This window comes from Hydrogenophaga aromaticivorans, assembly GCF_013387465.1.
GTDB classification, from domain to species: domain Bacteria; phylum Pseudomonadota; class Gammaproteobacteria; order Burkholderiales; family Burkholderiaceae_C; genus Hydrogenophaga; species Hydrogenophaga aromaticivorans.
The window spans coordinates 75641-98328 of the sequence record NZ_VYGV01000028.1 but is presented as its reverse complement, the minus strand read 5'-3'; the positions used below and the strand labels follow the sequence as shown (position 1 = coordinate 98328).

At 66.5% G+C, this 22688-nt stretch carries 22 protein-coding genes; 12 read left to right on the top strand and 10 right to left on the bottom strand.

Going from position 1 to position 22688, the window contains the following annotated elements:
* The first annotated feature begins 136 nt into the window (after positions 1-136).
* The 9 genes from F3K02_RS25730 (at position 137) to sufT (ending at position 9321) form a co-directional block, all read left to right on the top strand.
* The gene (locus F3K02_RS25730) at positions 137-799 is read left to right on the top strand and encodes a TetR/AcrR family transcriptional regulator (RefSeq protein WP_177139349.1); all 663 of its coding nucleotides are present in this window, start codon (positions 137-139) and stop codon (positions 797-799) included.
* Positions 796-1773: a Bug family tripartite tricarboxylate transporter substrate binding protein gene (locus F3K02_RS25725; protein ID WP_177139348.1), complete on the top strand. Its 978-nt coding sequence runs from the start codon at positions 796-798 to the stop codon at positions 1771-1773. The genes F3K02_RS25730 and F3K02_RS25725 overlap by 4 nt, the downstream gene beginning before the upstream one ends.
* Positions 1774-1777: 4 nt before the next feature.
* Positions 1778-3292, top strand: a complete 1515-nt coding sequence (locus F3K02_RS25720) for an amidase (protein WP_177139347.1) — start codon at positions 1778-1780, stop codon at positions 3290-3292.
* A 195-nt stretch (positions 3293-3487) separates the two neighbouring features.
* Positions 3488-4942 (top strand): Fe-S cluster assembly protein SufB, encoded by a 1455-nt coding sequence (gene sufB, locus F3K02_RS25715; RefSeq protein WP_177139346.1) that lies wholly within the window; start codon positions 3488-3490, stop codon positions 4940-4942.
* Between the two features lie 34 nt (positions 4943-4976).
* A complete protein-coding gene (gene sufC / locus F3K02_RS25710) occupies positions 4977-5747 on the top strand; it encodes a Fe-S cluster assembly ATPase SufC (RefSeq protein WP_177139345.1) in 771 nt (256 codons plus the stop codon).
* A 2-nt stretch (positions 5748-5749) separates the two neighbouring features.
* On the top strand, positions 5750-7060 hold the full coding sequence (locus F3K02_RS25705) for a SufD family Fe-S cluster assembly protein (RefSeq protein ID WP_177139344.1): 1311 nt from the start codon (positions 5750-5752) through the stop codon (positions 7058-7060).
* Positions 7053-8309 (top strand): aminotransferase class V-fold PLP-dependent enzyme, encoded by a 1257-nt coding sequence (locus F3K02_RS25700; RefSeq protein WP_177139342.1) that lies wholly within the window; start codon positions 7053-7055, stop codon positions 8307-8309. Before F3K02_RS25705 ends, F3K02_RS25700 begins: the two co-directional genes overlap by 8 nt.
* On the top strand, positions 8306-8779 hold the full coding sequence (sufU, locus tag F3K02_RS25695; protein WP_177139341.1) for a Fe-S cluster assembly sulfur transfer protein SufU: 474 nt from the start codon (positions 8306-8308) through the stop codon (positions 8777-8779). Before F3K02_RS25700 ends, sufU begins: the two co-directional genes overlap by 4 nt.
* Positions 8776-9321 (top strand): putative Fe-S cluster assembly protein SufT, encoded by a 546-nt coding sequence (gene sufT / locus F3K02_RS25690; protein ID WP_177139340.1) that lies wholly within the window; start codon positions 8776-8778, stop codon positions 9319-9321. The genes sufU and sufT overlap by 4 nt, the downstream gene beginning before the upstream one ends.
* A gap of 43 nt (positions 9322-9364) precedes the next feature.
* Here the strand turns inward: sufT and fdxA are convergent, their stop codons facing one another.
* The 3 genes from fdxA to F3K02_RS25675 form a co-directional block, all read right to left on the bottom strand.
* Positions 9365-9688 carry a ferredoxin FdxA gene (gene fdxA / locus F3K02_RS25685; RefSeq protein WP_177139339.1) on the bottom strand — a complete coding sequence of 108 codons (324 nt, stop codon included), beginning with the start codon at positions 9686-9688 and terminating at the stop codon, positions 9365-9367.
* Between the two features lie 15 nt (positions 9689-9703).
* The gene (locus F3K02_RS25680; RefSeq protein ID WP_177139338.1) at positions 9704-10000 is read right to left on the bottom strand and encodes a DUF2249 domain-containing protein; all 297 of its coding nucleotides are present in this window, start codon (positions 9998-10000) and stop codon (positions 9704-9706) included.
* A 64-nt stretch (positions 10001-10064) separates the two neighbouring features.
* Positions 10065-11282 (bottom strand): NnrS family protein, encoded by a 1218-nt coding sequence (locus F3K02_RS25675; protein ID WP_177139337.1) that lies wholly within the window; start codon positions 11280-11282, stop codon positions 10065-10067.
* A 123-nt stretch (positions 11283-11405) separates the two neighbouring features.
* Between F3K02_RS25675 and F3K02_RS25670 the strand changes: the two genes are divergently transcribed.
* A complete protein-coding gene (locus F3K02_RS25670; RefSeq protein WP_177139336.1) occupies positions 11406-11915 on the top strand; it encodes an Rrf2 family transcriptional regulator in 510 nt (169 codons plus the stop codon).
* A 50-nt stretch (positions 11916-11965) separates the two neighbouring features.
* On the top strand, positions 11966-12223 hold the full coding sequence (locus tag F3K02_RS25665; RefSeq protein WP_177139334.1) for a DUF2249 domain-containing protein: 258 nt from the start codon (positions 11966-11968) through the stop codon (positions 12221-12223).
* A gap of 321 nt (positions 12224-12544) precedes the next feature.
* On the opposite strand, the gene F3K02_RS25660 is transcribed toward F3K02_RS25665, so the two are convergent.
* Complete coding sequence (locus tag F3K02_RS25660; RefSeq protein ID WP_177139332.1) at positions 12545-13183, bottom strand: hypothetical protein; 639 nt, start codon at positions 13181-13183, stop codon at positions 12545-12547.
* A 577-nt stretch (positions 13184-13760) separates the two neighbouring features.
* Between F3K02_RS25660 and F3K02_RS27350 the strand changes: the two genes are divergently transcribed.
* Positions 13761-14585: a DUF4145 domain-containing protein gene (locus F3K02_RS27350; RefSeq protein WP_218179586.1), complete on the top strand. Its 825-nt coding sequence runs from the start codon at positions 13761-13763 to the stop codon at positions 14583-14585.
* Positions 14586-14869: 284 nt separating this feature from the next.
* Here the strand turns inward: F3K02_RS27350 and F3K02_RS25650 are convergent, their stop codons facing one another.
* The 6 genes from F3K02_RS25650 to F3K02_RS25625 all read right to left on the bottom strand — a co-directional run bounded on the left by F3K02_RS25650 (position 14870) and on the right by F3K02_RS25625 (position 22672).
* Positions 14870-16090, bottom strand: a complete 1221-nt coding sequence (locus tag F3K02_RS25650; protein WP_177139330.1) for a cation:proton antiporter — start codon at positions 16088-16090, stop codon at positions 14870-14872.
* A gap of 174 nt (positions 16091-16264) precedes the next feature.
* Positions 16265-17188 (bottom strand): DUF3616 domain-containing protein, encoded by a 924-nt coding sequence (locus F3K02_RS25645; protein WP_177139329.1) that lies wholly within the window; start codon positions 17186-17188, stop codon positions 16265-16267.
* 55 nt (positions 17189-17243) lie between these two features.
* Positions 17244-18023 carry a hypothetical protein gene (locus F3K02_RS25640; protein ID WP_177139328.1) on the bottom strand — a complete coding sequence of 260 codons (780 nt, stop codon included), beginning with the start codon at positions 18021-18023 and terminating at the stop codon, positions 17244-17246.
* A gap of 72 nt (positions 18024-18095) precedes the next feature.
* Positions 18096-19415 (bottom strand): enoyl ACP reductase FabMG family protein, encoded by a 1320-nt coding sequence (locus F3K02_RS25635; protein ID WP_177139326.1) that lies wholly within the window; start codon positions 19413-19415, stop codon positions 18096-18098.
* A gap of 250 nt (positions 19416-19665) precedes the next feature.
* On the bottom strand, positions 19666-21045 hold the full coding sequence (gene creD, locus F3K02_RS25630) for a cell envelope integrity protein CreD (RefSeq protein WP_177139324.1): 1380 nt from the start codon (positions 21043-21045) through the stop codon (positions 19666-19668).
* Positions 21046-21151: 106 nt separating this feature from the next.
* On the bottom strand, positions 21152-22672 hold the full coding sequence (locus F3K02_RS25625) for a peroxidase family protein (protein ID WP_177139322.1): 1521 nt from the start codon (positions 22670-22672) through the stop codon (positions 21152-21154).
* Positions 22673-22688 lie beyond the last annotated feature (16 nt).

The window sequence follows — 22688 nt, the reverse complement described above, 5'->3', positions numbered from 1 at the left end:
GACGATCGTCATATTCATCGACCCTGTTGCCCCTGGGGGTTTTGTACCGGGTCCGCATCCACCCCGTGCCCAGGGCGGCCGCCACAGCGGGGAAACCCCAATATACATTACACCTGTAATGCATATTCTGGAAAGCATGAACCTCCAGCCCGCTCCAACGAAACCAGCCACCGGCAACCGCCACGCCGAACGCAGCGAAGCCACGCGCGCACAGCTGATCCAGGCGGCGATCCAGGTGGTGCGCGACAAGGGTTACCAGGGTGCCTCGGTGTTCGAAGTGGCCAAAGCCGCCGGCCTCACGCCGGGCGCTTTCCAGCACCATTTCGGGACCAAGGCGGTGCTGATGATGCGGGTGGTGGACGAGCTGGTGGCGGCCAGTGACTACAACGCGCCCGGGTGGCCCGCGGCCGATCTGCCCCTGGCCGAGCGCGCCCGGCAGACGCTGCAGCTGCTGTGGCAACGCATCTACGAGCCCGAGCGTTTTCTGGTGGCCTGGCAGGTCTACATGGGCTGCGGCGCCGACCCCGAGATCACGCGCTACATCGCCGGCCTGCGCCAGACGCAGCAGGACCAGCTCCGCCAGCGTTTCCTCACCGTGTTTCCCGAGCTGTCGGCCTCGCCCGATACCCCGGCCCTGATCGATCTCGTGATGTCCACCCTGCGCGGCATGGGCCTGGTGCGCCTGTTCGGCCCGGCCGACGCGGCCATGGCGGCCCAGCTGGACCAGTTGGCCGCCCTGCTGGTGCAACGCTGCGAGCGCCTGGCACCCCCACCCACCCCCCGAAGGAAAGCCCCATGAAGCTGATCACGTTCACACGGCGCACCGCGCGCCTGGCCGCCGGCCTGCTGGCCCTGCCGCTGCTGGCGCACGCCGCCTACCCCGAAAAGATCATCACCCTGGTGGTGCCCTACCCGCCCGGCGGCGCCACCGACACCATCGCCCGCAAGCTCATGGAGCCGCTGGGCAAACGCCTGGGGCAAAGCGTGATCGTGGAAAACCGCCCGGGTGCGGGCACCGCCATCGGCGCCACGCTGGTGGCCAAGGCGCCGGCCGACGGCTACACGCTGCTGATCTCGTCGAACACCACGTTCACGGTGAACGCCGCCATCAAACGCCAGTTGCCCTACGACCCGCAGAAGGGTTTCGAATCCATCGGCACCATCGGCAGCTCGCCGCTGGTGCTGCTGGCCAACCCCAAGGTGGCGGCCAACAACCTGCCCGAACTGCTGGCCCTGGCCAAGCGCGAGCCCACCGGGCTGAACTTCGGCTCTTTCGGCAACGGCACCACCGCCCACCTGGCCGGCGAAATGCTCAAGGTCATGGCCGGCGCGAACCTCGTGCACGTCGCCTACAAAGGCAGCGCACCGGCCATGACCGACCTGATCGGCGGGCAGATTCCGCTCACCTTCGACACCAACGTCGCCGCCATGCCGCAGATGGCCGCGGGCAAGGTGAAGGCGCTGGCGGTCACGTCCAGGAAACGCTCGCCGCAGATGCCCACCGTGCCCACCATCGCCGAGGCCGGTTTCCCCGACTACGAAATGGTGCCGTGGATCGCCATCGTCGCGCCGCGTGGCCTGCCCGAGCCGGTGCGCGCGGCCCTGGGCAAGGCGCTGGCCGACACGGTGAACGACCCGGCCACCCGGGCCGAGCTGGAGAAGATCGGCGTGGAAGTGGCCTACGAGCCGGGCAGCGCCTACGACGCGCGCGTGGCGCGCGAACTGCCGCTGCTGCGCGCCTACGTGCACAAGGCCAACATTCCGCTGGAGTGAACGGATGTCCCTGGTCCAACTGAGCGCGGTCGAGTTGCGCCGACGCATCGGCAACAAGGACATCTCACCGGTCGAACTGCTCGAAGCCTGCATCGCGCGCATCGAAGCGGTGAACCCGGCGGTGAACGCGATCTGCGCCACCGACTACGAGCGCGCCCGCGCCGCCGCCCGCGCCGCCGAAGCGCAGGTGTTGCGCGGCGAAGCGCTAGGCCCACTGCACGGCCTGCCCCTGGGCGTGAAAGACCTGCAGGACACCGCCGGCCTGCTCACCACCAGCGGCAACGTGGGCCGGCGCGGCAACGTGCCCCAGCAGGACAACGCGCTCGTGGCCCGGCTGCGCGCGGCCGGCGCCATCGTCACCGCCAAGACCAACGTGCCCGACATGGGCGCTGGCGCCAACACGCGCAACCCGGTCTGGGGCGCCACCGGCAACCCCTTCAACCCGCTGCTCAACGCCGGCGGTTCCTCAGGCGGATCGGCCGCCGCGCTGGCCACCGACATGCTGCCCCTGTGCACCGGCTCCGACACCGGCGGCTCGCTGCGCATCCCGGCCGCGCTGTGCGGCGTGGTGGGCCTGCGACCCTCGCCCGGCGTGGTGGCCAACGACGCGCGCCCCCTGGGCTGGTCGGTCATCTCGGTGCTCGGCCCCATGGGCCGCACCGTGGCCGACACCGCGCTCATGCTCTCGGCCAGCGTGGGCCGGCACGCCATGGACCCGCTCAGCGTCTCCGGCGTCTGCCAGGGCTGGCCCGTGCGGGAGGTCGATTTGTCGAGCCTGCGCATCGGCACGGTGGAAGACTTCGGCACCTGCGCGGTGGACCCCGGCATCCGCCGCAGCTTCCGCCAGCGCGTGGCCGCGCTCGCGCGCCACACCCGTTCCTGCGAGCCGCTGGATCTGAGCCTGCCCGACGGCCACCGCTGTTTTGACATCCTGCGCGCCGAGAGCTTCGTGGCCGCCTTCGCCGACACCTACCGCCAAGATCCGCAGTCGCTCGGCCCCAACGTGCGCGCCAACGTGGAAATGGCCCACGCCATCACGCTGGGCGACCGCGCCTGGGCGCACCTGGAGCAGACGCGCATCGCACGGCGCTTTGAGCGCGCCTTCGAACACGTGGACCTGATCGTGGCCCCGGTCACGCCCGTCTCGCCCTTCCCCTGGAGCGAGCTGTACGCCGAGCGCATCGACGGCCAGGCCATGCGCAACTACTACGAGTGGCTGGGCCTGACTTACCTCGTCACGCTGGCCACCAACCCCGCGCTCTCGCTGCCCTGCGGTGTGGACGAACACGGCATGCCCTTCGGCCTGCAGCTCATCGCCCCGCTGCGCGCCGACGACCGCCTGCTCGCCATGGCCAGCGCGATCGAAGCGGCCTTCGCCACCGAGCCCGAACTGAGGCGGCCGCGCCCGCCGGAGGCCGTGCTCACGCGGGCCCAGCCGGCGCTGAAAAGTCTGGTGACACACCCGCCCCTGATGGACGGGGATGCAGGTGCACCCCGGACCGCGCACACGGCGGTGTGAACCAGGGCCCGAAACTGGGCCCCGCCCCGGTCTGGCTCAGGGCACGGGCGCTTGCCCAATGACCCTGGCAGACAAGCGGGCAACGCGGTTTTTGATGGTGCGGACCTTTAAAGAGGCATACACTGTGCATCTTTAAAAGAGGGTTCAGTTCGGTCGCGCATCGAAGCTGCACCCCATCGCCGCAGGAGCCCCGCCATGACCACCGTTGAACAAGCACCGCCGCTGACCCAGGCGTTGCAGCAGTCCTACCGACACGGGTTCGTCACCGACGTGGAGAGCGACTCGCTGCCGCCGGGGCTGGACGCCGACACCGTGCGCGCCATCTCGCGCCGCAAGCGCGAGCCCGATTTCCTGTTGCAGTGGCGCCTGGCAGCCTTCGAGCGCTGGCAGTCCATGCCGCATCCGCACTGGGGCCAGCTCCGCATCGAGCCGGTGGACTTCCAGGCCCTGAGCTATTACTCGGCGCCCAGGTCGCAGAAGGACGGCCCCAAGAGCCTGGCCGAGGTGGACCCCAAGCTGCTGGAGACCTACGAAAAACTCGGCGTGCCGCTGCACGAGCGGGCGCGCCTGGCCGGGGTGGCGGTCGACGCGGTGTTCGACTCGGTGTCCGTCGGCACCACCTTCCGCGAGCAGCTGGCCGAAGTCGGCGTGATCTTCTGTTCGTTCTCGCACGCCGTGCAACACCACCCGGAACTGATCGAGCGCTACCTGGGCACGGTGGTGCCGCCGGGCGACAACTTCTACGCCGCACTGAATTCGGCGGTGTTCTCCGACGGCTCCTTCGTCTACATCCCCAAAGGCGTGCGCTGCCCGATGGAGCTGTCGTCCTACTTCCGCATCAACGCCGCCAACACCGGCCAGTTCGAGCGCACGCTGATCATTGCCGAGGAAGGCAGCCACGTGAGCTACCTCGAAGGCTGCACGGCGCCGCAGCGCGACGAACACCAGCTGCACGCGGCGGTGGTCGAGCTGATCGCCCACGACGACGCCCACATCAAGTACTCGACGGTGCAGAACTGGTACCCCGGCGACGAACGCGGCCGTGGCGGCATCTACAACTTCGTCACCAAGCGCGGCCTGTGTGCGGGCCAGCGCTCGCACATCGCCTGGACGCAGATCGAGACCGGATCGGCCATCACCTGGAAGTACCCGAGCGTGGTGCTGCGCGGCGACGATTCGCGCGGCGAGTTCCATTCGATCGCGGTCAGCAACCACTTCCAGCAGGCCGACACCGGCACCAAGATGATCCATCTGGGCCGCAACACCAAGAGCCGCATCGTCTCCAAAGGCATCAGCGCCGGACACGCCCAGAACAGCTACCGCGGCCTGGTGCGCGTGGCCCCGACCGCGGCCGGCGCCCACAACCACACGCAGTGCGACTCGCTGCTCATCGGCCCCGACTGCGGTGCCCACACCTTCCCGTACATCGAGGCCGCGCGCGACGACGCCCTGGTGGAACACGAAGCCACCACCACCCGCATCTCCGAAGAACGCCTGTTCTATTGCCAGCAGCGCGGCATCCACCCACAGGACGCCACCGCCCTCATCGTCGGTGGCTTCTGCCAGGCGGTGCTGGACGAGCTGCCGATGGAATTCGCGCTCGAAGCCAAGGCGCTGCTGGCCGTTTCGCTCGAAGGCGCTGTCGGCTGAGCCCACCCACACGATCCATCAGGAAAGACCCGCCATGACCCATGCCGAACCCCTGTTGCAGGTGCGCGATCTGCGCGTTGACGTTGGCGGCCGCCACGTGTTGAAGTCGATCTCGCTCGATGTCCCGGCCGGTGCGCTGGTGGTGCTGATGGGCGCCAACGGCAGCGGCAAGAGCACCCTGGGCCTGACGCTGGCCGGCCATCCGCGCTACGGCGTGGTCGGTGGCCAGGCCCGCTTTGGCGGGCAGGACCTGCTGGCCATGAGCCCCGAGGCGCGCGCCCGCGCCGGGCTGTTTGTTTCCTTCCAGGCGCCACCCGAGATCCCCGGCGTGAAGAACAACCTGTTCATCCGCACGGCCCTGAACGCCGTGCGCGAGGCGCGCGGCGAAGCGCCGCTCGACGCCTTCGACTTCCTGGCCGATGCGCGGGCCGCGGCCACCCGGTTGGGCCTGCCCGAGGCGATGCTGGCGCGCCCCGTCAATGATGGTTTTTCTGGCGGGGAGCGCAAGCGCAACGAGCTGCTGCAGCTGGCCCTGCTGCGCCCGCGCCTGGCGATGCTCGATGAAATCGATTCGGGCATGGACGTGGACGGCACCCGCGCGGTGGTTGAGCTGGTGCAGTCGTTGCGTGCCCAGGGCACCGCCTTTGTGGTGGTCTCGCATTACCTGCAGCTGATCGAGTCGCTGCAGCCCGACGCGGTGCTGCGGCTCGACCAGGGCTGCATCGCCGAGACCGGCGACCTGGCGCTGGCCCAACAGATCGCGCGGACCGGCTTTGTGCGCGCGGCCGACGCGCTGGAGGCCTGAGCATGGACCACGCACGCGCCGACATCCTGGCCGCCCGCCACCGGCTGCAAGACGCGGGCTGGATCCCGCGTGACGCCGAGGCGTTTCGCCATCTGCCGCCACCGCCGGCCGCCGTCTGGCTGGGCGAAGCGCCCGAGGCCGCATCGGCCGGCTGTGACGCCCACCCACTGAGCGGCGCCGGCTGGACGCTGCACCCGCTCGGTCAGACGCCACAGGGCCGTGTGGACGCCCGCTGGCTCGATGCCGCCGACCCGGCGCAGCGCAAGGAGCTGTTCGCCGGCCTGCCGTTGCCCATCCACCCCGATGGTGCCGCCCCCGGTGACACCGCCCAGCACGATGCCGCGCCGTTTGCCTGGGTGCACCACGCGCTGTGCCGTCACGGCCTGCGGCTGCGCATCGGCGGTGAACACGACAGCGGGCGCGGGGCCGCCGAGACGGTGTGGATACAGCTGCGGCACCAGCCGCGCAGCGCGGTCGAAGCGCCGATGCTGGTGATCGATGTGCAAGCCGGCGTGCACTGCGTGCTGGTGGAAACCCACCACCGCCATCACCGGGATGGGGTGGCCTGTGAGCAGCCGGTGGTGCAGAACCTGCACTGTCACATCCGGCTCGGCGCGGGCGCCACCCTGCAGCACCTGCGCAGCGTCCAGCCCGGTGCGGCCGATCGGGTCGCCCACCACCTGCAACTGCGGCTCGGGCCGGACGCGCGCTACGAACAAGGCCTGATCGCCACCGGCAGCCGCTACCACCTGCAACGCCAGGTGGTCGAGCTGGCGGGGGACCGCGCAGAGGCCCGCAGCGCCGGCTTGCTGCTGGCGGCCGGCGCCGACATCGAACAACAGGTGCGCATGCATCACACCGGGGAGCGCACCCGCAGCCACGTCGAGGCCCTGGCGCTGGCCAGCGGCGCAGCGCGCGCGGTGGTCAACGCCCACACCCGCATCGCACCGGGCGCGGCCGACGCCGAGGTGCGGCAGCGGCTGACAGGCGTGCCCACCGGCGGCCAGCCCAGGCTGGTGTTGCGGCCGCACCTGGAGATCCACCACGACCAGGTGCAGGCGGCCCACGGCGCCACCTGGGGCGCCTTGCCCGAAGACGCGCTGTTCTATGCCCGCCAGCGCGGCCTGGACGAACGCAGCGCGCGTGGTCTGATCATCGAAGGCATGGCCAGCGCCTTGCTCGCGCGGGCCTTTGGTGATCCCCTGTTCATCGATTCGCTGGACCTCGCGGGCCTGCTACGCCAGGCGGTGGGCCAACACCTGAGCGATGACCCCACCGACCCCACCACTCCGCAGGAGGCCGCCCATGGGTGACGCCCTTTTGACCGACCGCAGCGCGCTCGATACCGTGCGCTCGCAGTTTCCGGTGCTCGCCCAGCGCATCCACGGTGCCGAGCTGGCCTACCTCGACAACGCCGCCACCACCCAGATGGCCCTGGCGGTGCAAGACGCGATGCGCGCCTTCGAGCAGCACGACCGGGCCAACATCCACCGCGGTGTGCACACGCTGAGCCAGCGCGCCACCGACGCCTTCGAGCGCGCCCGCAGCGATCTCAAGCGCTTTGTCGGCGCCGGACCCGACCACGAGCTGGTGTTCACCTCGGGCACCACCGACGCGCTGAACATGGTGGCCCATGGCCTTTCCACCGCCGGCCATCGGCCCGCCTGGCTGCAGGCCGGCGACGAGATCGTGGTGAGCGGTCTGGAGCACCACGCCAACCTCGTGCCCTGGCAACAGGCGGCGCGGCGCACCGGCGCGGTGTTGCGTGTGTTGTTGCCCGATGCCCAGGGGCGGCTGCATGCGACCGACCTGCGCCGTCTGCTCAACCCCCGCACCCGCGTGCTGGCGCTCACCGCCTGCGCCAACGCCACCGGCGAGCGCCCGCCTTACGAGGCCCTGCTCCAGCTCGCCGCCGACGCGGGCGCGCTGACCGTGCTCGACGCGGCCCAGGCCATGGCCCACGGGGTGCCCGATCTGTCGGCGCTGGCCTGCGACTTCATGGCTTTTTCGGGCCACAAGATGTTCGGGCCCATGGGCACCGGCGTGCTGGTGGGCCGGCGTGCCGCGCTGGAACGGCTGGAGCCCTTGCGCTACGGCGGCGACATGGTGGCCTGGGTCAGCGCCACCGAGGCCAGCTTTGCCGAACTGCCGGCGCGGCTGGAAGGCGGCACGCCCAACGTCGCGGGCGCGATCGGCATTGCCGCTGCGGCGGGCTTCATTCAACAGATCGGGCGCGATCGCATCGACGCCCACCTGAGCGCGCTGCGCGAACACGCCGCCGCGGGCCTGGCCGCGCTGCCCGGCATCACGGTGCTTTCGGCGCACAGCCATGCAACGGCCATCGTCTCGTTTGTCGCCGACGGCGTGCACCCGCACGACATCGGCACCTTGCTGGACCAACTCGGCATTGCGGTGCGCACCGGTCACCACTGTGCCCAGCCGCTGCTCGAACACCTCGGCCTGGGGCCCACCACGCGCGCCTCGTTCGCTCTCTACAACACGCACGCCGAGGTGGAGCGCCTGCTCGCCGGCGTGGCGCATGCCATGAAGGTGCTCAGATGACCCCCGAAACCGCCGCCGAACTCGACCTCTACCAGGACGTGGTGATGGACCACAAGCGCGCGCCGCGCCACTTCGGCACGCTGGCCGCGCCGACCCACCAGGCGCGCGGCCAGAACCCGCAATGCGGCGACGACCTGCGGGTGGCCCTGGTGGTCGACGACGGGCGGGTGCGCGACATCCGCTTCCACGGCCAGGGCTGCGCGATCTGCATCGCGTCCGCGTCCATGATGAGTGAGGCGGTGCTCGGGCAAGAGGTGGCGCTGGCGCAGGCATTGCAGGGCCGTTTCCGGGCCGTGCTCACCGGCCAGATGGAAGCCGAAGAAGCGCACCTGGGCAAGCTGATCAGCCTGGCCGGTGTGCGCCGCTACCCGGGCCGCATCAAGTGCGCGCTGCTGGGCTGGCACGCGCTGATGCACGCGCTGGGCAGCGAAACCGATCAAGCGAACAACCCGCCGGAGGCCACGCCATGAGCGCTCGACGCGAACGGGCGATGGTCACGCGCGAGGTGGCCGTGACCTGCGTGCCCGATGGTCGCCCCGCCGAACTGCCGGCCGGGACGCTGGTGCAGATCACCCAGGCGCTGGGCGCCTCGTTCACCTTGCTGGTCGACGGCCAGCTGATGCGCCTGGCCGGCGCCGATGCCGACGCCATCGGCAAGCCGGTGCCGCTCGCGCCGGTGCTGCCGGACGTGGCGGGGCCCGCCGGCCTGCGTGGTCAGGTCTGGCAAATCCTCAAGACCTGCTACGACCCGGAGATTCCGGTCGACATCGTCGAGCTCGGTCTGGTCTATGTGTGCGACGTGCTGCCGATGGACGGCGGCGAATTCAGGGTGTCGATCAAGATGACCCTGACGGCGCCCGGTTGCGGCATGGGCGACATGCTGGTGGACGAGATCCACGAGAAGTTGCTGGCCTTGCCCCGCGTGGCCGAGGTGGACCTGGAATTCGTGTTCGATCCGCCCTGGGACCGTTCGCGGATGTCCGAAGCCGCGGCGTTGTCACTGGGCCTGTGACACGGCCCGGTGGCGGCCCCGGGTGCTTGCACCCGGGATGGTTTCAGCGTTCGAGCTGGTCGCGTTTGTCCTGCACCGCGCTCCACGCGTCCGCGTCGGGCAGCGCGGGCTTGGTCCGTGTGATCGGTTTCCACACCAACGCCAGCTCGGCGTTGAGCGGCGTGAAGTCCCGCTGGTCCTTGGGCACGTCTTCCTCGGCGTAGATCGCCGAGACCGGGCACTCCGGGACACAGACCGCGCAGTCGATGCACTCGGCGGGATCGATCACCAGGAAGTTCGGTCCCTCGCGAAACGCGTCGACCGGGCAGACGTCGACGCAATCGGTGTATTTGCACCGGATGCACGATTCGGTCACCACAAAGGTCATGGCGCTGTCTCCCGTTCAGCCGCCGCAGGACCCGCAGCAGGAATCCACTCCGTGCACGGGCTGGCTATCGGCCGGTTTGGCGATCTGCACGCGCCATTGTTCGGGTCCGCTTTCCAGCGGTGTCCAGCTGAAGGCGCCGTAGAGACCGCTCTCGAACTGCCCGTGCAGCGGCTGCGGGTTGTGGTCGTTGATCAGCTCCATGGCCGCGCCGGGTGGCAAGGCCTTGAAGGTGGAGAACACCAGCGAGTGGCGTTCGCGCGGAGCGATGGTGCGCAGGTCCACGGTGGGGGCGGGAGCGGTGGTGGTGTTCATGAACGGGTCCTGAGGTGGGTGAAAAGGGATGGGTTGAAAAAGCGGAGCGGGATGAAAAAAAGCGTCAGCCGTCCTTGCCGTCGAAGCGCGTCTGGAGCAGCCAGGGGGTGTAGATGAAGAGGTAGATGGCAAACGCCACCGACCAGGCCGCTGCCGCCACCACCAGGGCCAGCGGCAGCCATTGCGGCACGGCCAGCGGCAGCAGCACACGCACCGCAGCCGCCAGCATCACGAGCACGTAGGCCGTGATCTCCGGGCGGGACACCTGCAGCGCGCGCCCGGTGTGGCCGCGGGCGGTGCGGGTCATCATGCCGATGATGAGACCGGCGGTGGCACCGATCGCCAGCGCATGCACGCCGGCTGAAACGCCGACCCAGCCGAACCGGGCCGCCGCCAGCAAGGCCAGGCCGAAGGGAATCCAGGCGTAAGACGCATGCAGGATCCACAGGATCGGGCGGTGCCGCGTCAGCGCAGGCCGCCACTGCAGCAGCCGCCCCACCTGGGCCAGCGCCGCGAGCGAAAACGCCAGGCCACCGACCATGTTCCAGCCCGCCGAGGCCGGCGCCAACACCCACAGCAGCAAGGCCAGCGCGGTGAGCGCCAGCGCGGCGCGGTCCACCGGCGCGCGCACCTGGAGCTTCAGACCCGGGGTCGCGCTCATGGTGAAGGCCGGAATCACCCGGCCAGCGATCACGCACTCGATCATCACGATCAGGGCCAGGGCGGCGTACAACGGCGTCAGCGGGGATATCTCGATGGCGCCGATCACCCCCAGGTGAAAGAAGCCGTTGGCCAGCGCGAGCAGCATCAGCATCCCCGCCAGCGGCAGGTTGCGCCGGTTGCGCGCGCGCAGCAGCACATGGGTGAGCACCGCGGCCACCAGGGGCAGCAGCGCCAGGTCCAGCACGGCGTACACCGCATAGGGCCCGGTCACGGCAGCCACCCGGGCCGCCAGCCACAACAGCGCCAGGGCACCCAGAAAGGCGCCGCGCGGCGTGACCAGCCCCGTCCAGGCTTTGACCGCGGTCAGCAAGAAACCCAGGATGACCGCGATCGCGAAGCCGAACAGCATTTCGTGCGCGTGCCACAGCAGCGGTGGCAACACCATTGTGAGGTTCCACTGGCCCAGGAACAGCGCCACCCAGAGGGGAATCGCGAGCAGCGCGAACACCGCAGCGCCCAGGTAGAAGGGCCGGAATCCCAGCCTCAGCAGCGGCCAGCCCGGGGGCTGTGGCGCGGCGGTGGGCTCGGGCGGCGAGGCGTGCAAGGTGGGGAGGGCCATGGTGTGGTGGGCGTTGCAGGGACCGTCGGTCCGCTGCGAAGACCTCATAAGAAGTATGTGAGATGAATCTTATACCCAAACTGCCTTTAAAGAAATATACTTCGTGCCTCTTTAGGGGTTTTCATGCGACTTGCCGAGTACACCGACTACACCTTGCGCGTGCTGATGTATTGCGCGGCCCGCCCGCATCAGATGGTGACCATCAGCGAACTGGCCGAACAACATGGGGTGTCCAGGAACCACCTGATGAAGATCGTCACCGACCTCGGCCGCCAGGGCGTGCTGGAAACCACGCGTGGCCGCGGCGGTGGACTGCGCCTGCTGAAAGACCCGGCCCAGCTGCGCATCGGGGACGTGGTGCGCGCCTCGGAGACCGACTTCCGCCTGGTCGAGTGTTTCGACCCGGGCTCCAACCAGTGCACGCTGTCGCCGACCTGCCGCCTGAAAGGCCTGTTCAACGCCGCGCTGGGGGCCTACTTCAAGGAACTCGACGGCATGACGCTGGCCGACATGGTCGAGCCCGCAGCGGCGCCGGCCAAGGGGCGCGCCCTGTCGCCGGGGCTGGCTCCGGTGGTGGCGCCCCGCAGCCTTCGCAAGCCCGCCAGCAAGGCCAAGCCCTCCCCCACCGCCTGACGCCTGGCGCCTTGCGCCGGGTCCCTTCACCGTCCACTCAAGGAACCGACATGTCACAAGCTCACGCACACCTGTCACCCGACGCCATCTACCCGTTCGACGCCCGCGGCGTGGCCAAACGATTCCGGCACGCCGCCATCTTCGGCGCGCTCGACAGCCTGCAGCCGGGCGAGACCATGCGATTCGCCAACGACCACGACCCCCTGCCGCTGCTGTCGCAGATGGCGCAGCGCTACGGCGACCGCATCGCCGTGGCATACCGCCAGCGCGAGCCAGGCGCGATCGTGATCGACTTCAGCGTGCTTTGAACGGTTGTGGCGGTGCGGCCCGGCCATGAGGCTCGGGACACCATGAAAAGCCATCGCCAGCGCAGAGGCCGTGGGTCGGGAACGCAGCGCGAAAAGCGCTGGGAGGCTGCTCGGTTGCGCGCCACTGTTGCCGCGCGCTGAGCGGGCGTTCTGCTGTTCCTGACTACGGACCGCCAGGGGTCGATGTGGTGATGCTGTGGCCGGCGGGTACCGGCCAAGAGCGGTCCACCGTCAAATGGGGAATCAGTCGTTCAACTCAAAGCGCAACGGCACGAGCTTGCGAGTGTTCAGCAAACGAAGTGTGCGAATTGGTGCGTATTGTTATATTGCATTTGCATACCAAGTAGCTGTTAGAATAAAAGCTATAAACAAGAGTGCTTGAAAAAAGGTCCACCGAATCTGCGACATATATGCCTTTACTGCGATGTGGAAGCCTGCTTGCCTATCTCCGGATGTCTTTTGAATTTTTCGAGATATTAGCCATTTTACCCAAAACGGGAATGGCCTTGAAAATTCGTTCATGATCCTTGAAAGGTCTATGTCTGTCTGAAGCGTGACGCCTTTTTGTTTGGCATACTCTTTAATTCTATCTTCGTCTTTTTCATGTTTATCTAGTACGGGCTTCACGAGCTCCATAAACTTAGATTGAACTTTGGTCTGAATTTCACAGCGAAGCGAATAGTACTTAGCAATGAAACCAAGCAAAGCCGAGAGAACTAATACTATTAGGCATATTTTGAATCCCGACTCCGAAAGGTAAGGCAAAACTGATTCAATTTGAGTAATCAAAAGAGCCGCTGTCGCTCCTGTGCCCGCAAGTAGCCACATGGAAAATTTTTCCACCAGCGGTGAAGTTTCAGACATGCTTTGAAATAGACCAGAGACAAAGCCATGCTCTGCGTTTTCTTTGTTTAGTCGATTCCACTCTAATAGAGGGTCACCCGGATCTGAGTCGGTCACTTATTCTCCTTCGTCATATAACATTGATGTAATCGCCGAATCTCCGGATATGCCCGGAGACAGTCGGATAACGTGGCAGCACAGAGACTGAAAAATCATTTGACATCAAGTATTTGCATAAAAATCATGGGTGTATGAATAGGTGTAACAATTCCGACAAATTCGCCTCCTCTTAAGTCCCAAGTTTTCTAGACCATGTTCGCAAGCTGATTGATTGCAAGCACTATAGCTTCAGATCGATGCGGTTTACTTGTCCTGAACACGCCATGTTCACGCGACATGGCATGGCCGTAGCCGTTTGACCGACAGCTCTTGGTCGATCATCCCTATGCTCGCTCAGCGTCGGCTCGCGATGGTCATGTTCGTCGACACCGGTCCTTCGATCCGGTTCATGACCAAGGACTGCTGTCGGGCTTGTCCTGTAACGGGCCGTCCCGGCTAGGATCAGACATTGAAATACATAGCTACGAAGCGTTCATAGATGAACAAACCGCTTGGGGCGCAGTCACAATGTGCGACACCTTTCGCGCTGCGTGGTGGGAAGGTTTTTACCGTCGATTGAAAGCATGAGGAATGTATGTCGCAATCACAAGTGCCAGCACCGTCAATCAAACTGACATCATTTGCGTGCCCGCATTGCGGTGCACACGCTTCCCAGCATTGGTTCAACACCTTCGTTGGGCGAATTTCGGGGGAGAAACCTACTCCTGCAATCCGCTCCGCAGAAGAGCTTGACCTTATCGAAAAAAATGCCAATGCCAGCCATGACCAAAAACACGTCGGCATAGCACGCAGCTATGTGCGAGATTGCCGGCGTTTGTTGCTCGGAGAGCCCTTTCTAAAAAAGAGCGAGCAAGCACCATACAGCCCCCCAAGCCTTGAAAACATTTTTGTTAGTCACTGCTACACCTGCGAAAAACCAGCGATTTGGCTCCATGATCGCCTGATCTATCCCTCAATAATGACGGGCCCATCACCTAATCCTGATCTTTCCGACGACGTGCAGCGTGACTATGAAGAAGCGCGCCGAATCCTTGATCAGTCCCCCCGCGGGGCAGCCGCTTTACTGCGATTGGCTGTCGAAAAGGTTTGCATAGAACTAGGGGCCGAGGGAGGAACCATCGACCAGCGTATCGCGTCACTCGTCTCGAAGGGCCTTCCAGAAGAAGTGCAACAGGCGTTAGATGCTGTACGCGTTATAGGTAACGAGGCTGTTCATCCCGGCCAAGTAGATATTCGCGACGACAGAGATACCGCATCCAAATTGTTCGAGTTAGTTAACTTCATTGCTTTCGATCGCTTAACCCGTCCAAAGCAAATCGCTAGCATGTACAGCATGATCCCAGAAGGTAAGCGCAAAGCCATCGATGCACGTAACGCCAAGGCTAGAAATTCCGAGTAGTGCTGGCGTTTTCGTCTCGAACAGTACACCGGATGCTGGCCGAGTCGACGCCCTTCTGCTGACAGCTTGCGTGTTTGGCTACTTCCGCAACGGGTCGCAAGCACGTCTTCACCACCGAGTGCTCCCGGACACAAACGGTCATAGAGACCATCCGAAAAGCCGACGCCCATGAACTTCCGTTCCACCGGGTGATGTCGCATCAGGTTGGCGCTGCAGGCAATGTAGGGACCTTGGCATTCCAGGCAAACCCACTGCGTTTGGGGACGGGGTGCCCGGGGATGGGTTCACAGCTGGCCGGTCTCACGGTACCGTTCTCGCATCTTTCGGTCGACAGCGGCGTTGAACGAGATGGGCGCCAGCAGGGTGGTCACCACACCCATCAGCACCAGCACCGAGAACAGACCCTGATTGATGAAGCCGCGCTCCAGCGCGATGCTGGCCACCACCAATTCCATCGCGCCTCGGCCGTTGAGGATGAAGCCCAGGCCCAGTGCCTCCCGGTTGGACATGCCGATGGCGCGTCCGCCAAGCCAGCCTGCCAGCACCTTTGACGCGATCGCTGCGATCAGCACCGAGGCGACAAAACCGAACTCGGCCAATGCCGAGATCTGGAACTCCAGCCCCAGGTAGGCAAAGAACACCGGCGCGAGGAAGCCGCCTGTGATCGAGCTGAGCGTGCGGCGCAGGTCGGCATAGCGCTCGGCCACGAACTGGCGCTTGTCCAGCAGCAAGGCCCCGAAGAACGCGCCGATGACGAAGTGGAAGCCCAGGCTCTCGCTGAGCGAACCGAAGGCCAGTACGAAGACGATGACGATGCCGAACACGGCCTCGGTGCCGAACAGCGCGGCCAGCTTCTCCGGCCCCGCCGAGACATCGATACCACGCCGATGCAGCAGGTCGAGCAGCGCATTGATACCCAGAACGGCCAGCGCCAGCACCAGCAGCTTGAGCGTCACCATACCGCCTGTGGACAGGATCGCGGCCCAGCTTGTCTGCGCCGGCAGCGCCAGCAGCACGCCCAGGATGAACAGCGCCAGGATGTCGTTGATGACCGCGGTGGACACCGAATAGCGCCCGATGGCGGTTTGCAGCAAGCCCATTTCGTCGAGCATCTTCACCGCCACGGGCATCGCCGTGATGGAAATGCACAGTCCCAGGAAGATGGTCCGCATGAGGTCCAGGTCGAAGGCCCAGGCCACAGCGGCGCCCGCGCCGAAGGGCAGGAAAAAAGCAATCATGGCGACGATGAAGCCTCGGCCGCGCATGGCTGCCTGCACATCCTGAAAGTTCATCTCTAGGCCGGCATCAAGCACTACCAGAAAAATCGCCAGAGACGCTATGCCCGACAGCGCTGGATTCGGTGCGACCAGCCCCAGCACCGCCGGCCCGAGCAGAATGCCCGCCAGCATCTCGCCGACGATGGCCGGCTGGCCCCAGCGGGTGAACAGATGCCCGAGCACCCGCGCCAGAACGATCAAAGTCAGCAAGCTCGTCAGTATCTGCATCGTGGTCCCTGAGTGACAGTTGAGGTTGATGTTCGATCGAATGTTGCGCAGACGCATATGGCCCCGCCTGCCCGCTGGACGCGAGCTGCATCGTACGATGCATGAAGCCGCGGCCGGCAACACTGCGCCCCAGGCAGACGGCTGAAATACCGGCGCGCCGGTCCCGTCAATCGATCAAGAGGCCGTCTGCAGTTGGGTCGGGTCGAGCAGAAGATAGCCAGCAAAGTGCCCGGCGTCCCGGTCGCCGTCGTCGCTGACGATGACAATCCGTTCCAGTCCGCCGACGACGGCCGGGCTCACGCCCTCGGCCTTCTCGATGCCGCCCAAGCCGGGCACCGTGACCCGGTGTGCCGGCGCACCAGGCTCGCCGCTCCAGCGCCACAGGTCAAAGCTGGCCCGTTCGCGTGAAACAGGGCCGCCAATGACCAGATACGCACCCAGGGCGGGAACATAAGACAAGCCCCGGATGCCCTGGCCGCCCAAATCCAGTTCTTCGAGCTCGGGCGCGATACGGGGTGCCTCATCCGATTCAAAGAGGGCCGTGGGGTTGACGACGCTGGCGATGAGCGCCCGGCCGTCGCGCAACGGGCTGCGGAATCCGATCAGCAGCCGCTTCTGGTCCGGGCTCATTTCAAGGGCTTCGATGTTGAGTCCACCACCGCCTTTGACGTCCCGCACCTCGGCCGCTGCCGCGAGCACAGGATGTTGCTTCACAAGGGCCTGTTTCAAGCCGTCGACGATCTTGGCGTCGGCCACCCGCGCACCCTCAACCCGGAACCGGACCAGCCTTTCACGGGACTTCTTCTTGCCGCCATCGTCATCGCGCGAGTGCGAGGTGATGGCGTAGACGAGCCCTGCCCGGTCGATGGTCAGTCCTTCGAGGTCGTCGAGTTTCCAGAATTCGCTGAACATCTGAAACAGCCCGGCAGTGAGCGCCGTGCTCTCGACACCACCGTCAGCACCCAGGGTGACCAGACTCAAAGGGCGGCTCTTCTCGTCCTCGACCACGAGAAAACGCCCGTCCGGCAGTTGAACGATCGCCGACGGCTCGAAGATGCCGGTCAACGGCTGGAAGGCGGTCGTTGGTTTGTGGGTCATGGGGGCATTGTGTGCTTGTGGTCAGGCTGTGGGCCGGCCCCTCGCCCCGCTGCAGTCAGCGCGGCGCGCCGGCAACCGGCAACAGGGCCTTGGCCGCGTCGATGCGCAGGACCAGCGCCACCGTGGGGTCGTTCATCACGTCGAGCAGGAAGCGGCGTGGGTCCTGGTAGGGGCCTTGCAGGGCGGCGTGTGCGGTCACGGCCGACGATGCCGGGAAGGACAACGCGGCGGGGGCCGCCGTGGCCACGGCGGCAACAGGCGCCACGGGCTGCAGTTGCGCCTGCGCCGCCTGCCAGGCATCCGGCGGGATGCTCGCGAGGCGGCTGAGCTGCTCGGCCTGCGCGTCGTCCACCGGCTGGAAATCGAGCGAGGGGTCGTCGCCGAACACCGCGGGCAGGTCGGGCGCCACAAAGGCGGACCAGCGACCGGTGGCGGGCTGCAGGGCGGGAATGCGCGCTGGACCTGGCGACGCCGCGGGAACGGCCGCGTCTGGCCAGAGCCGCAGGCGCGCGGGCTTCACGTCGGCCAGGTAGCGCTGGCGCAGGCCCTGCAGAAAGGCGGCCGCCTCGGCCACCGGCACCGGTTCGGCCAATGAAAACCAGAGTTCAAACGCGTCGACGCCGTTGACGGCGATGGCCGGGGCCGGCAGTTCCAGGTCGGACTGCACGCCGCGCCACAGGGGCGAGAGTGCGTCCCAGTCGGCCGGGCGGCTGAGCGCGAGCACCAGGGCCCTGACGCGGCCGTCGGCACCGATCAGGCCCAGGGCATCGGCGTTGTCTGCGCCGGCTGCGGGCGGCAGGTAGAGGCGCTGGTATTCGGTTTGCAGTCGGGTCATGCGGGCATGTTACCCGCCGACTGCGCTGTGACCGCGCTCTCCGCGGGGCGCTGCGGCCCCGCGTGGTTGCTCTCAGGCGTGCGCCTGGTTGAGCTGGCGGGCGATGATGTCGTGGTTGAGCCAGAGCACCGGGCCGCCGGGTTCCGAACATTCGCGGAACATCAGGGCGCCCGAGGCTTCGATCACGAGCGCGCTGAGCAGGTCGGTGATGAGCGCGCTGCGCTCTTTGTGCAGCGCGACCATGTCGTCAGAGGCACCGATCATCAGGTCGGCCAGGCCCTGGCTGTTGGGCATGGGCCAGGCGGCGAAGTCGCCGTAGCCCTTCATCACGTCGCTGGCGTAGAAGTCGGCAATGCGCTGCATCACCACGGCCAGGCCGGCCTCGCCGTCGTTCAGCAAACCGGCACAGGCGGCCCACTGGGCTTCGGCCCAGGCGCCGCCGTTTTCCTTGCGCAGGGCGCGCAGCAGCGAGAACAGGGGCAGCTCCACGCCGGCAAAGATGTCCGACGAGTTGGTGCGGATCTCGGGGCAGTTGAAGACGGTGGCGCGAACGCCCTGCTCCCAGGCGGCCTGGGCGATGCGCTCCAGGCGCATCTTGGCGTAGCCCTGGGTGTAGTTGCTGTAGGTCTGCCACTGGTATTGATCGCCGATGAGGATGCCGGTGCCGTGGTAGCCGTAGGCGCTGTAGCGGACCTGGCCGCCGCTGCGCTCGGCACGCTCGCGGATGGCGGCGCTGGCTTCGATGAGGTGGCCAAAGGTGTTGGCCGAGACTTCGTCGAAGTTCTGCAGGATGAGCTTGCCCAGGTCGCTGTCGAGCAGCACCTGCGAAGACTGGTGGCGCTCGCCACGGCCTTTGTAGACGCGGTTGGCGATGGCGAGGAAGACCTTGGCCTTGGGGATGCCGCCAGCCATGGTGTGGGCGAAGAAGACGTTGCGGCCGTCGGGGATCATGCCGTCGAGCGTGGTCATGACCTGGGCCAGCGAGGTCTTGAAGCGCTCGACGCCGATCTCGCGGCATTTTGCAATGTGGTCCCAGTCGAGCTTGTCTTCGGTCCAGGACTTGAGGGTGAGCTTGCCCAGCATTTCGGTGGGCGTGGGCGTGCCGGCGGGCGCGTCCATGTCAAAACCGGCCATCAGGGGCACGTTGATGATCTTGCCGCCCAGGTTGTCTTCGGCGGCGGCGAGTTCTTCGTCGTTGAGCGGGCGCAGCGTGCCGTCGGCCTCGCGGCGGCCCACGGTGATGCCGATGATGCTCATGCCCGCCTGGCGCGCTTCGTTGACGAGCCCGTTGGCATAGCCACGGCCGAAAAGCTCACCGAACAGCACGAACACGTCGCCGGCGCGAAAGATGTTTTTCTGGGGGAGTTGATTCAGAGCAATGGGGCCGTTCACGTTCAGGTACTCGCTGTGTTTGTAGGAAATCCGGCATGGGAGCCGAGTCGCGTACTCTACCGGAAGGCGGCGCACGCCTGCGAAGAACCGTCTGGCACCCCCCGGGTGCGCCAATGCCACTGGAGACGCAAGCGGAAGAGCCGGGCGGCCAGCTCGCGCTGGCGGCGCTGTTCACGCGCCCCCTGCGCTGGCTGCGACAGGGCGGCCCGACAGGCCTCGATGTCTTCCGCCAAAGCGCAGGCGGCGGGCTTCATGCGGCCCCCTGCGCTGGGGCCGGCTGCACCGGCTGGTGCATTTCACGATCCGTTACAAGCTGGGTTCCCATGGCGCCGTACCAGTCGATCTTGCGCGTGGCGACCATGATGGCGGCGAGCACGCCGAACAGCAGCAACGAACCCATCATGAGCGCGTTGTCTTCCGACACCAGGATGCCGTAGAGCACGCCGTACAGCGCCACCAGCAAGCCGCTCATGCCCAGACCGGCGCGCCAGCCGCCGAGCACATGGCGCAGGTAGTGCGCGAGCAGCGCGATGCAGGCGGCGCTGGCGATCAGGTAGGCCCAGGCGAAATCGAGGTGCTCGGAGAGCGAGAGCAGCAACAGGAAGAACAGCACCATCGCCGCGCCGATCATCAGGTATTGCATCGGGTGGATGCGCCAGCGCTTGACCATCTCCAGCACGAAGAAGGCGGCGAAGGTGAGCATGATGAACATCATGGCGTACTTGGTGGCGCGTTCGGTGAGGCGGTACACGTCCACCGGGTCTTCCAGCGCCACGGAGAACTGCTCCAGCGGCGGCCGCCGGTCGCCCTTCTGCGCGAACTGCGCCTGCGCCTGGCTGGAGAGCGAGGGCACGCGCCAGGTGGCTTCGAAGCCGCTGGCGCTGATGGCGCGCGTGCGCGGCAGGAAGTCGCCGGTGAAGTTGGGGTGCGGCCAGGGCGAGGTCAGCGTGACGCTGTTTTCATCGGCCAGGGGCACCCAGCCGATGCGGCCGGTGCCGGCCAGGTCGAGCTTCAGATCGAAGTCCAGCGTGGCGCCGGGCTGGAGCCGGGCCGGGTCCAGCCGGGCCGCCAGCGGCAGCGGTGCGCCCGCAGGGGCCTGCCCCACCGGCAGCGGGCTGCCGGCCAGGCGCAGTTGCGGCGCGGCGAGCAGGCCCCGCGCATCACTCACCCCCATCAGCAGCAGCGGCTGGCCCAGCGTGAGCTGGCCACCGCGGTGTTGGGGGGTGATCTCGGTCCACACGAAGCGGCCGGTGCCGGCGTGCTGGCTGGTGTAGACCGTGACCGGAAAGATGCCGCGCAGCCGCGTCTCGGTGTCGAGCTGGCTGCGGGTGTCCTGCGCCTTGGGGAACTGGATCGACACGCGTTCCTCGGTCACCATCTCTTCGCGCGTCTGGCCGATGGCGCCGTCCACCTTGACCGTGCGCACAAAGGTTTCGGTGTAGGGCTGCCAGATGACGGGACCGGTGAGGGTCTGCGCGCCGGCGTGGGCGCGGGCCACTTCTTCGGTGGCGTCGTGGCGGTTGGCGCTGCGCTCGGCGATCACGTCGCGCACCATCATCAGCGGGATGGCCAGCAGGACCATCAGAAAGCCGATGACCAGCAGCTTGCTCATCAGGGGGTATTTGTTCACTTCTCGCTCCGTGGGTTAAGACGGAGCGATTCTTGAAAACGGGCGTGCGGCGCACGCGCGGGCTGTGTGAAGCGGGTGTGAAAACCCGCAAGAACACCCCAGCTGTTCAGCCCAGCGGATTGATCACGCCCGCCGCGGGGATGTTGCCTTGGCCCTTCATGCTTTCGACGAACTTGAACAGGTCGGTCATGGTGAAGTGGGCTCCCGACTTGGGCAGTGCGCGCGGTGTGCCACCGTTGAGCACGCTTTCCGGATCGTCCTTGATGAGGCCCACGATCACCTCCGCGACGATGGTGCCTCCGATCGGGCCCAGGTGTTTGCCACCCTCCAGCACTTCGGCTTCTTTCAGGATGTAGAACCACAGCGGCGTCTGATGGGCCAGCTGGTGTTGCTTGACCACGGCGCCTGCGGTGCCGGTTTCCAGCTGTTCGGCTGTCAGTGGTGCGATGCCCATGCGCGCGGCCACCGCCTGGCCGGAGGGCAGTTTGTAGTGTTTGGCGCCGCGCACCAGGTTGAGTTGCGCCAGGAACGGCGAGTCGGCGGCGTTGCCGATGCGCAGGCGGTCGGTGAGCGCGGCGTCGATGGCAAAGGCCCGCTGCGCCGGGGCGCCCAGCCCATCGAACATCTGTCGCCAATCGAGCAACCAGTTGGTCGGGTAGCGCGTGCCGCCGAGAAAGCCGCCATCACCCGTGAAGGTGAAGGCCAGCCGGAAGTCCGCGAGCTGGGGTCCGGCGGCAAAGTTGAACACCTTGTTGAAGTTGTAGGCGGGGCGAACCATGCTGTGGCCGAACCGGTAGGCGGCACCCGAAAACTCCAGCGGCATGTAAGGCGAACTGGCCAGATAGCCCGGGCCGATCAGGTAGTACTTCAACGCCTGGAGCGCGTTGTTCACATTCTGGGCACCCGCCACCGCCGGCAGGAACTCGTGCAGGACGATTTGCTGGTAGTGGTGCGTCACCACCTTGCGCACATCGGCAAACGAGAGCTCGGGGAACTTCAGGCTGACCGCGTTGTGAAAGTGCAGCATGGTGCGATGAAGCTGCGCCACGATGAGGTTCTCGTCGTTGCGCTTGTCACCCAGCACGGCCGTCCTTTCAGAAAGACCGTCGGCCACACGGGGAAGGTCATAGAGCTGGCCGTCCAGTGCCTGCACCTGGGCATCACCGCCACCGGGTGCGGCCGGGGGAACGGTCTGCGCCGGACCCACCAGCATCTGCGCCGAGGCGGTGGTGGTGGCGCGCTGGTACAGGTAGGGTTGGTCGCGTGGACCCGAGCCGTACACGCTGTCCAGGTCCAGCGCCGGCGTGCGGAAATTGACGAGATCGTCCACATCCACCGCGTTCTCGCCCAGGCTGGTGGGATCGAACGTCATGTCGTGGTCGACGAACTGGCCGAAGTAGGTGAAGCCGGCGGGAATGACGCCGTCCTTGCGGTCGGCCACGTGCATGGCCGCGCCCAGTTCCCGCAGGATGACATCGTCCTGGGCCGGATTGCCGGTGGTCCAGGGCACGGCGGCGAGCTCCGGAAAAAGCAGGCCAAAGCGGCCGGGCTTTTGCAGGTTGCTGCGGGTGGGGTTGGCGTTGTCGGTGCTGTACCCGTGGCTGCGGGCGTGGTGCTTGTGGTCCATCATGAAACTCCTTGGC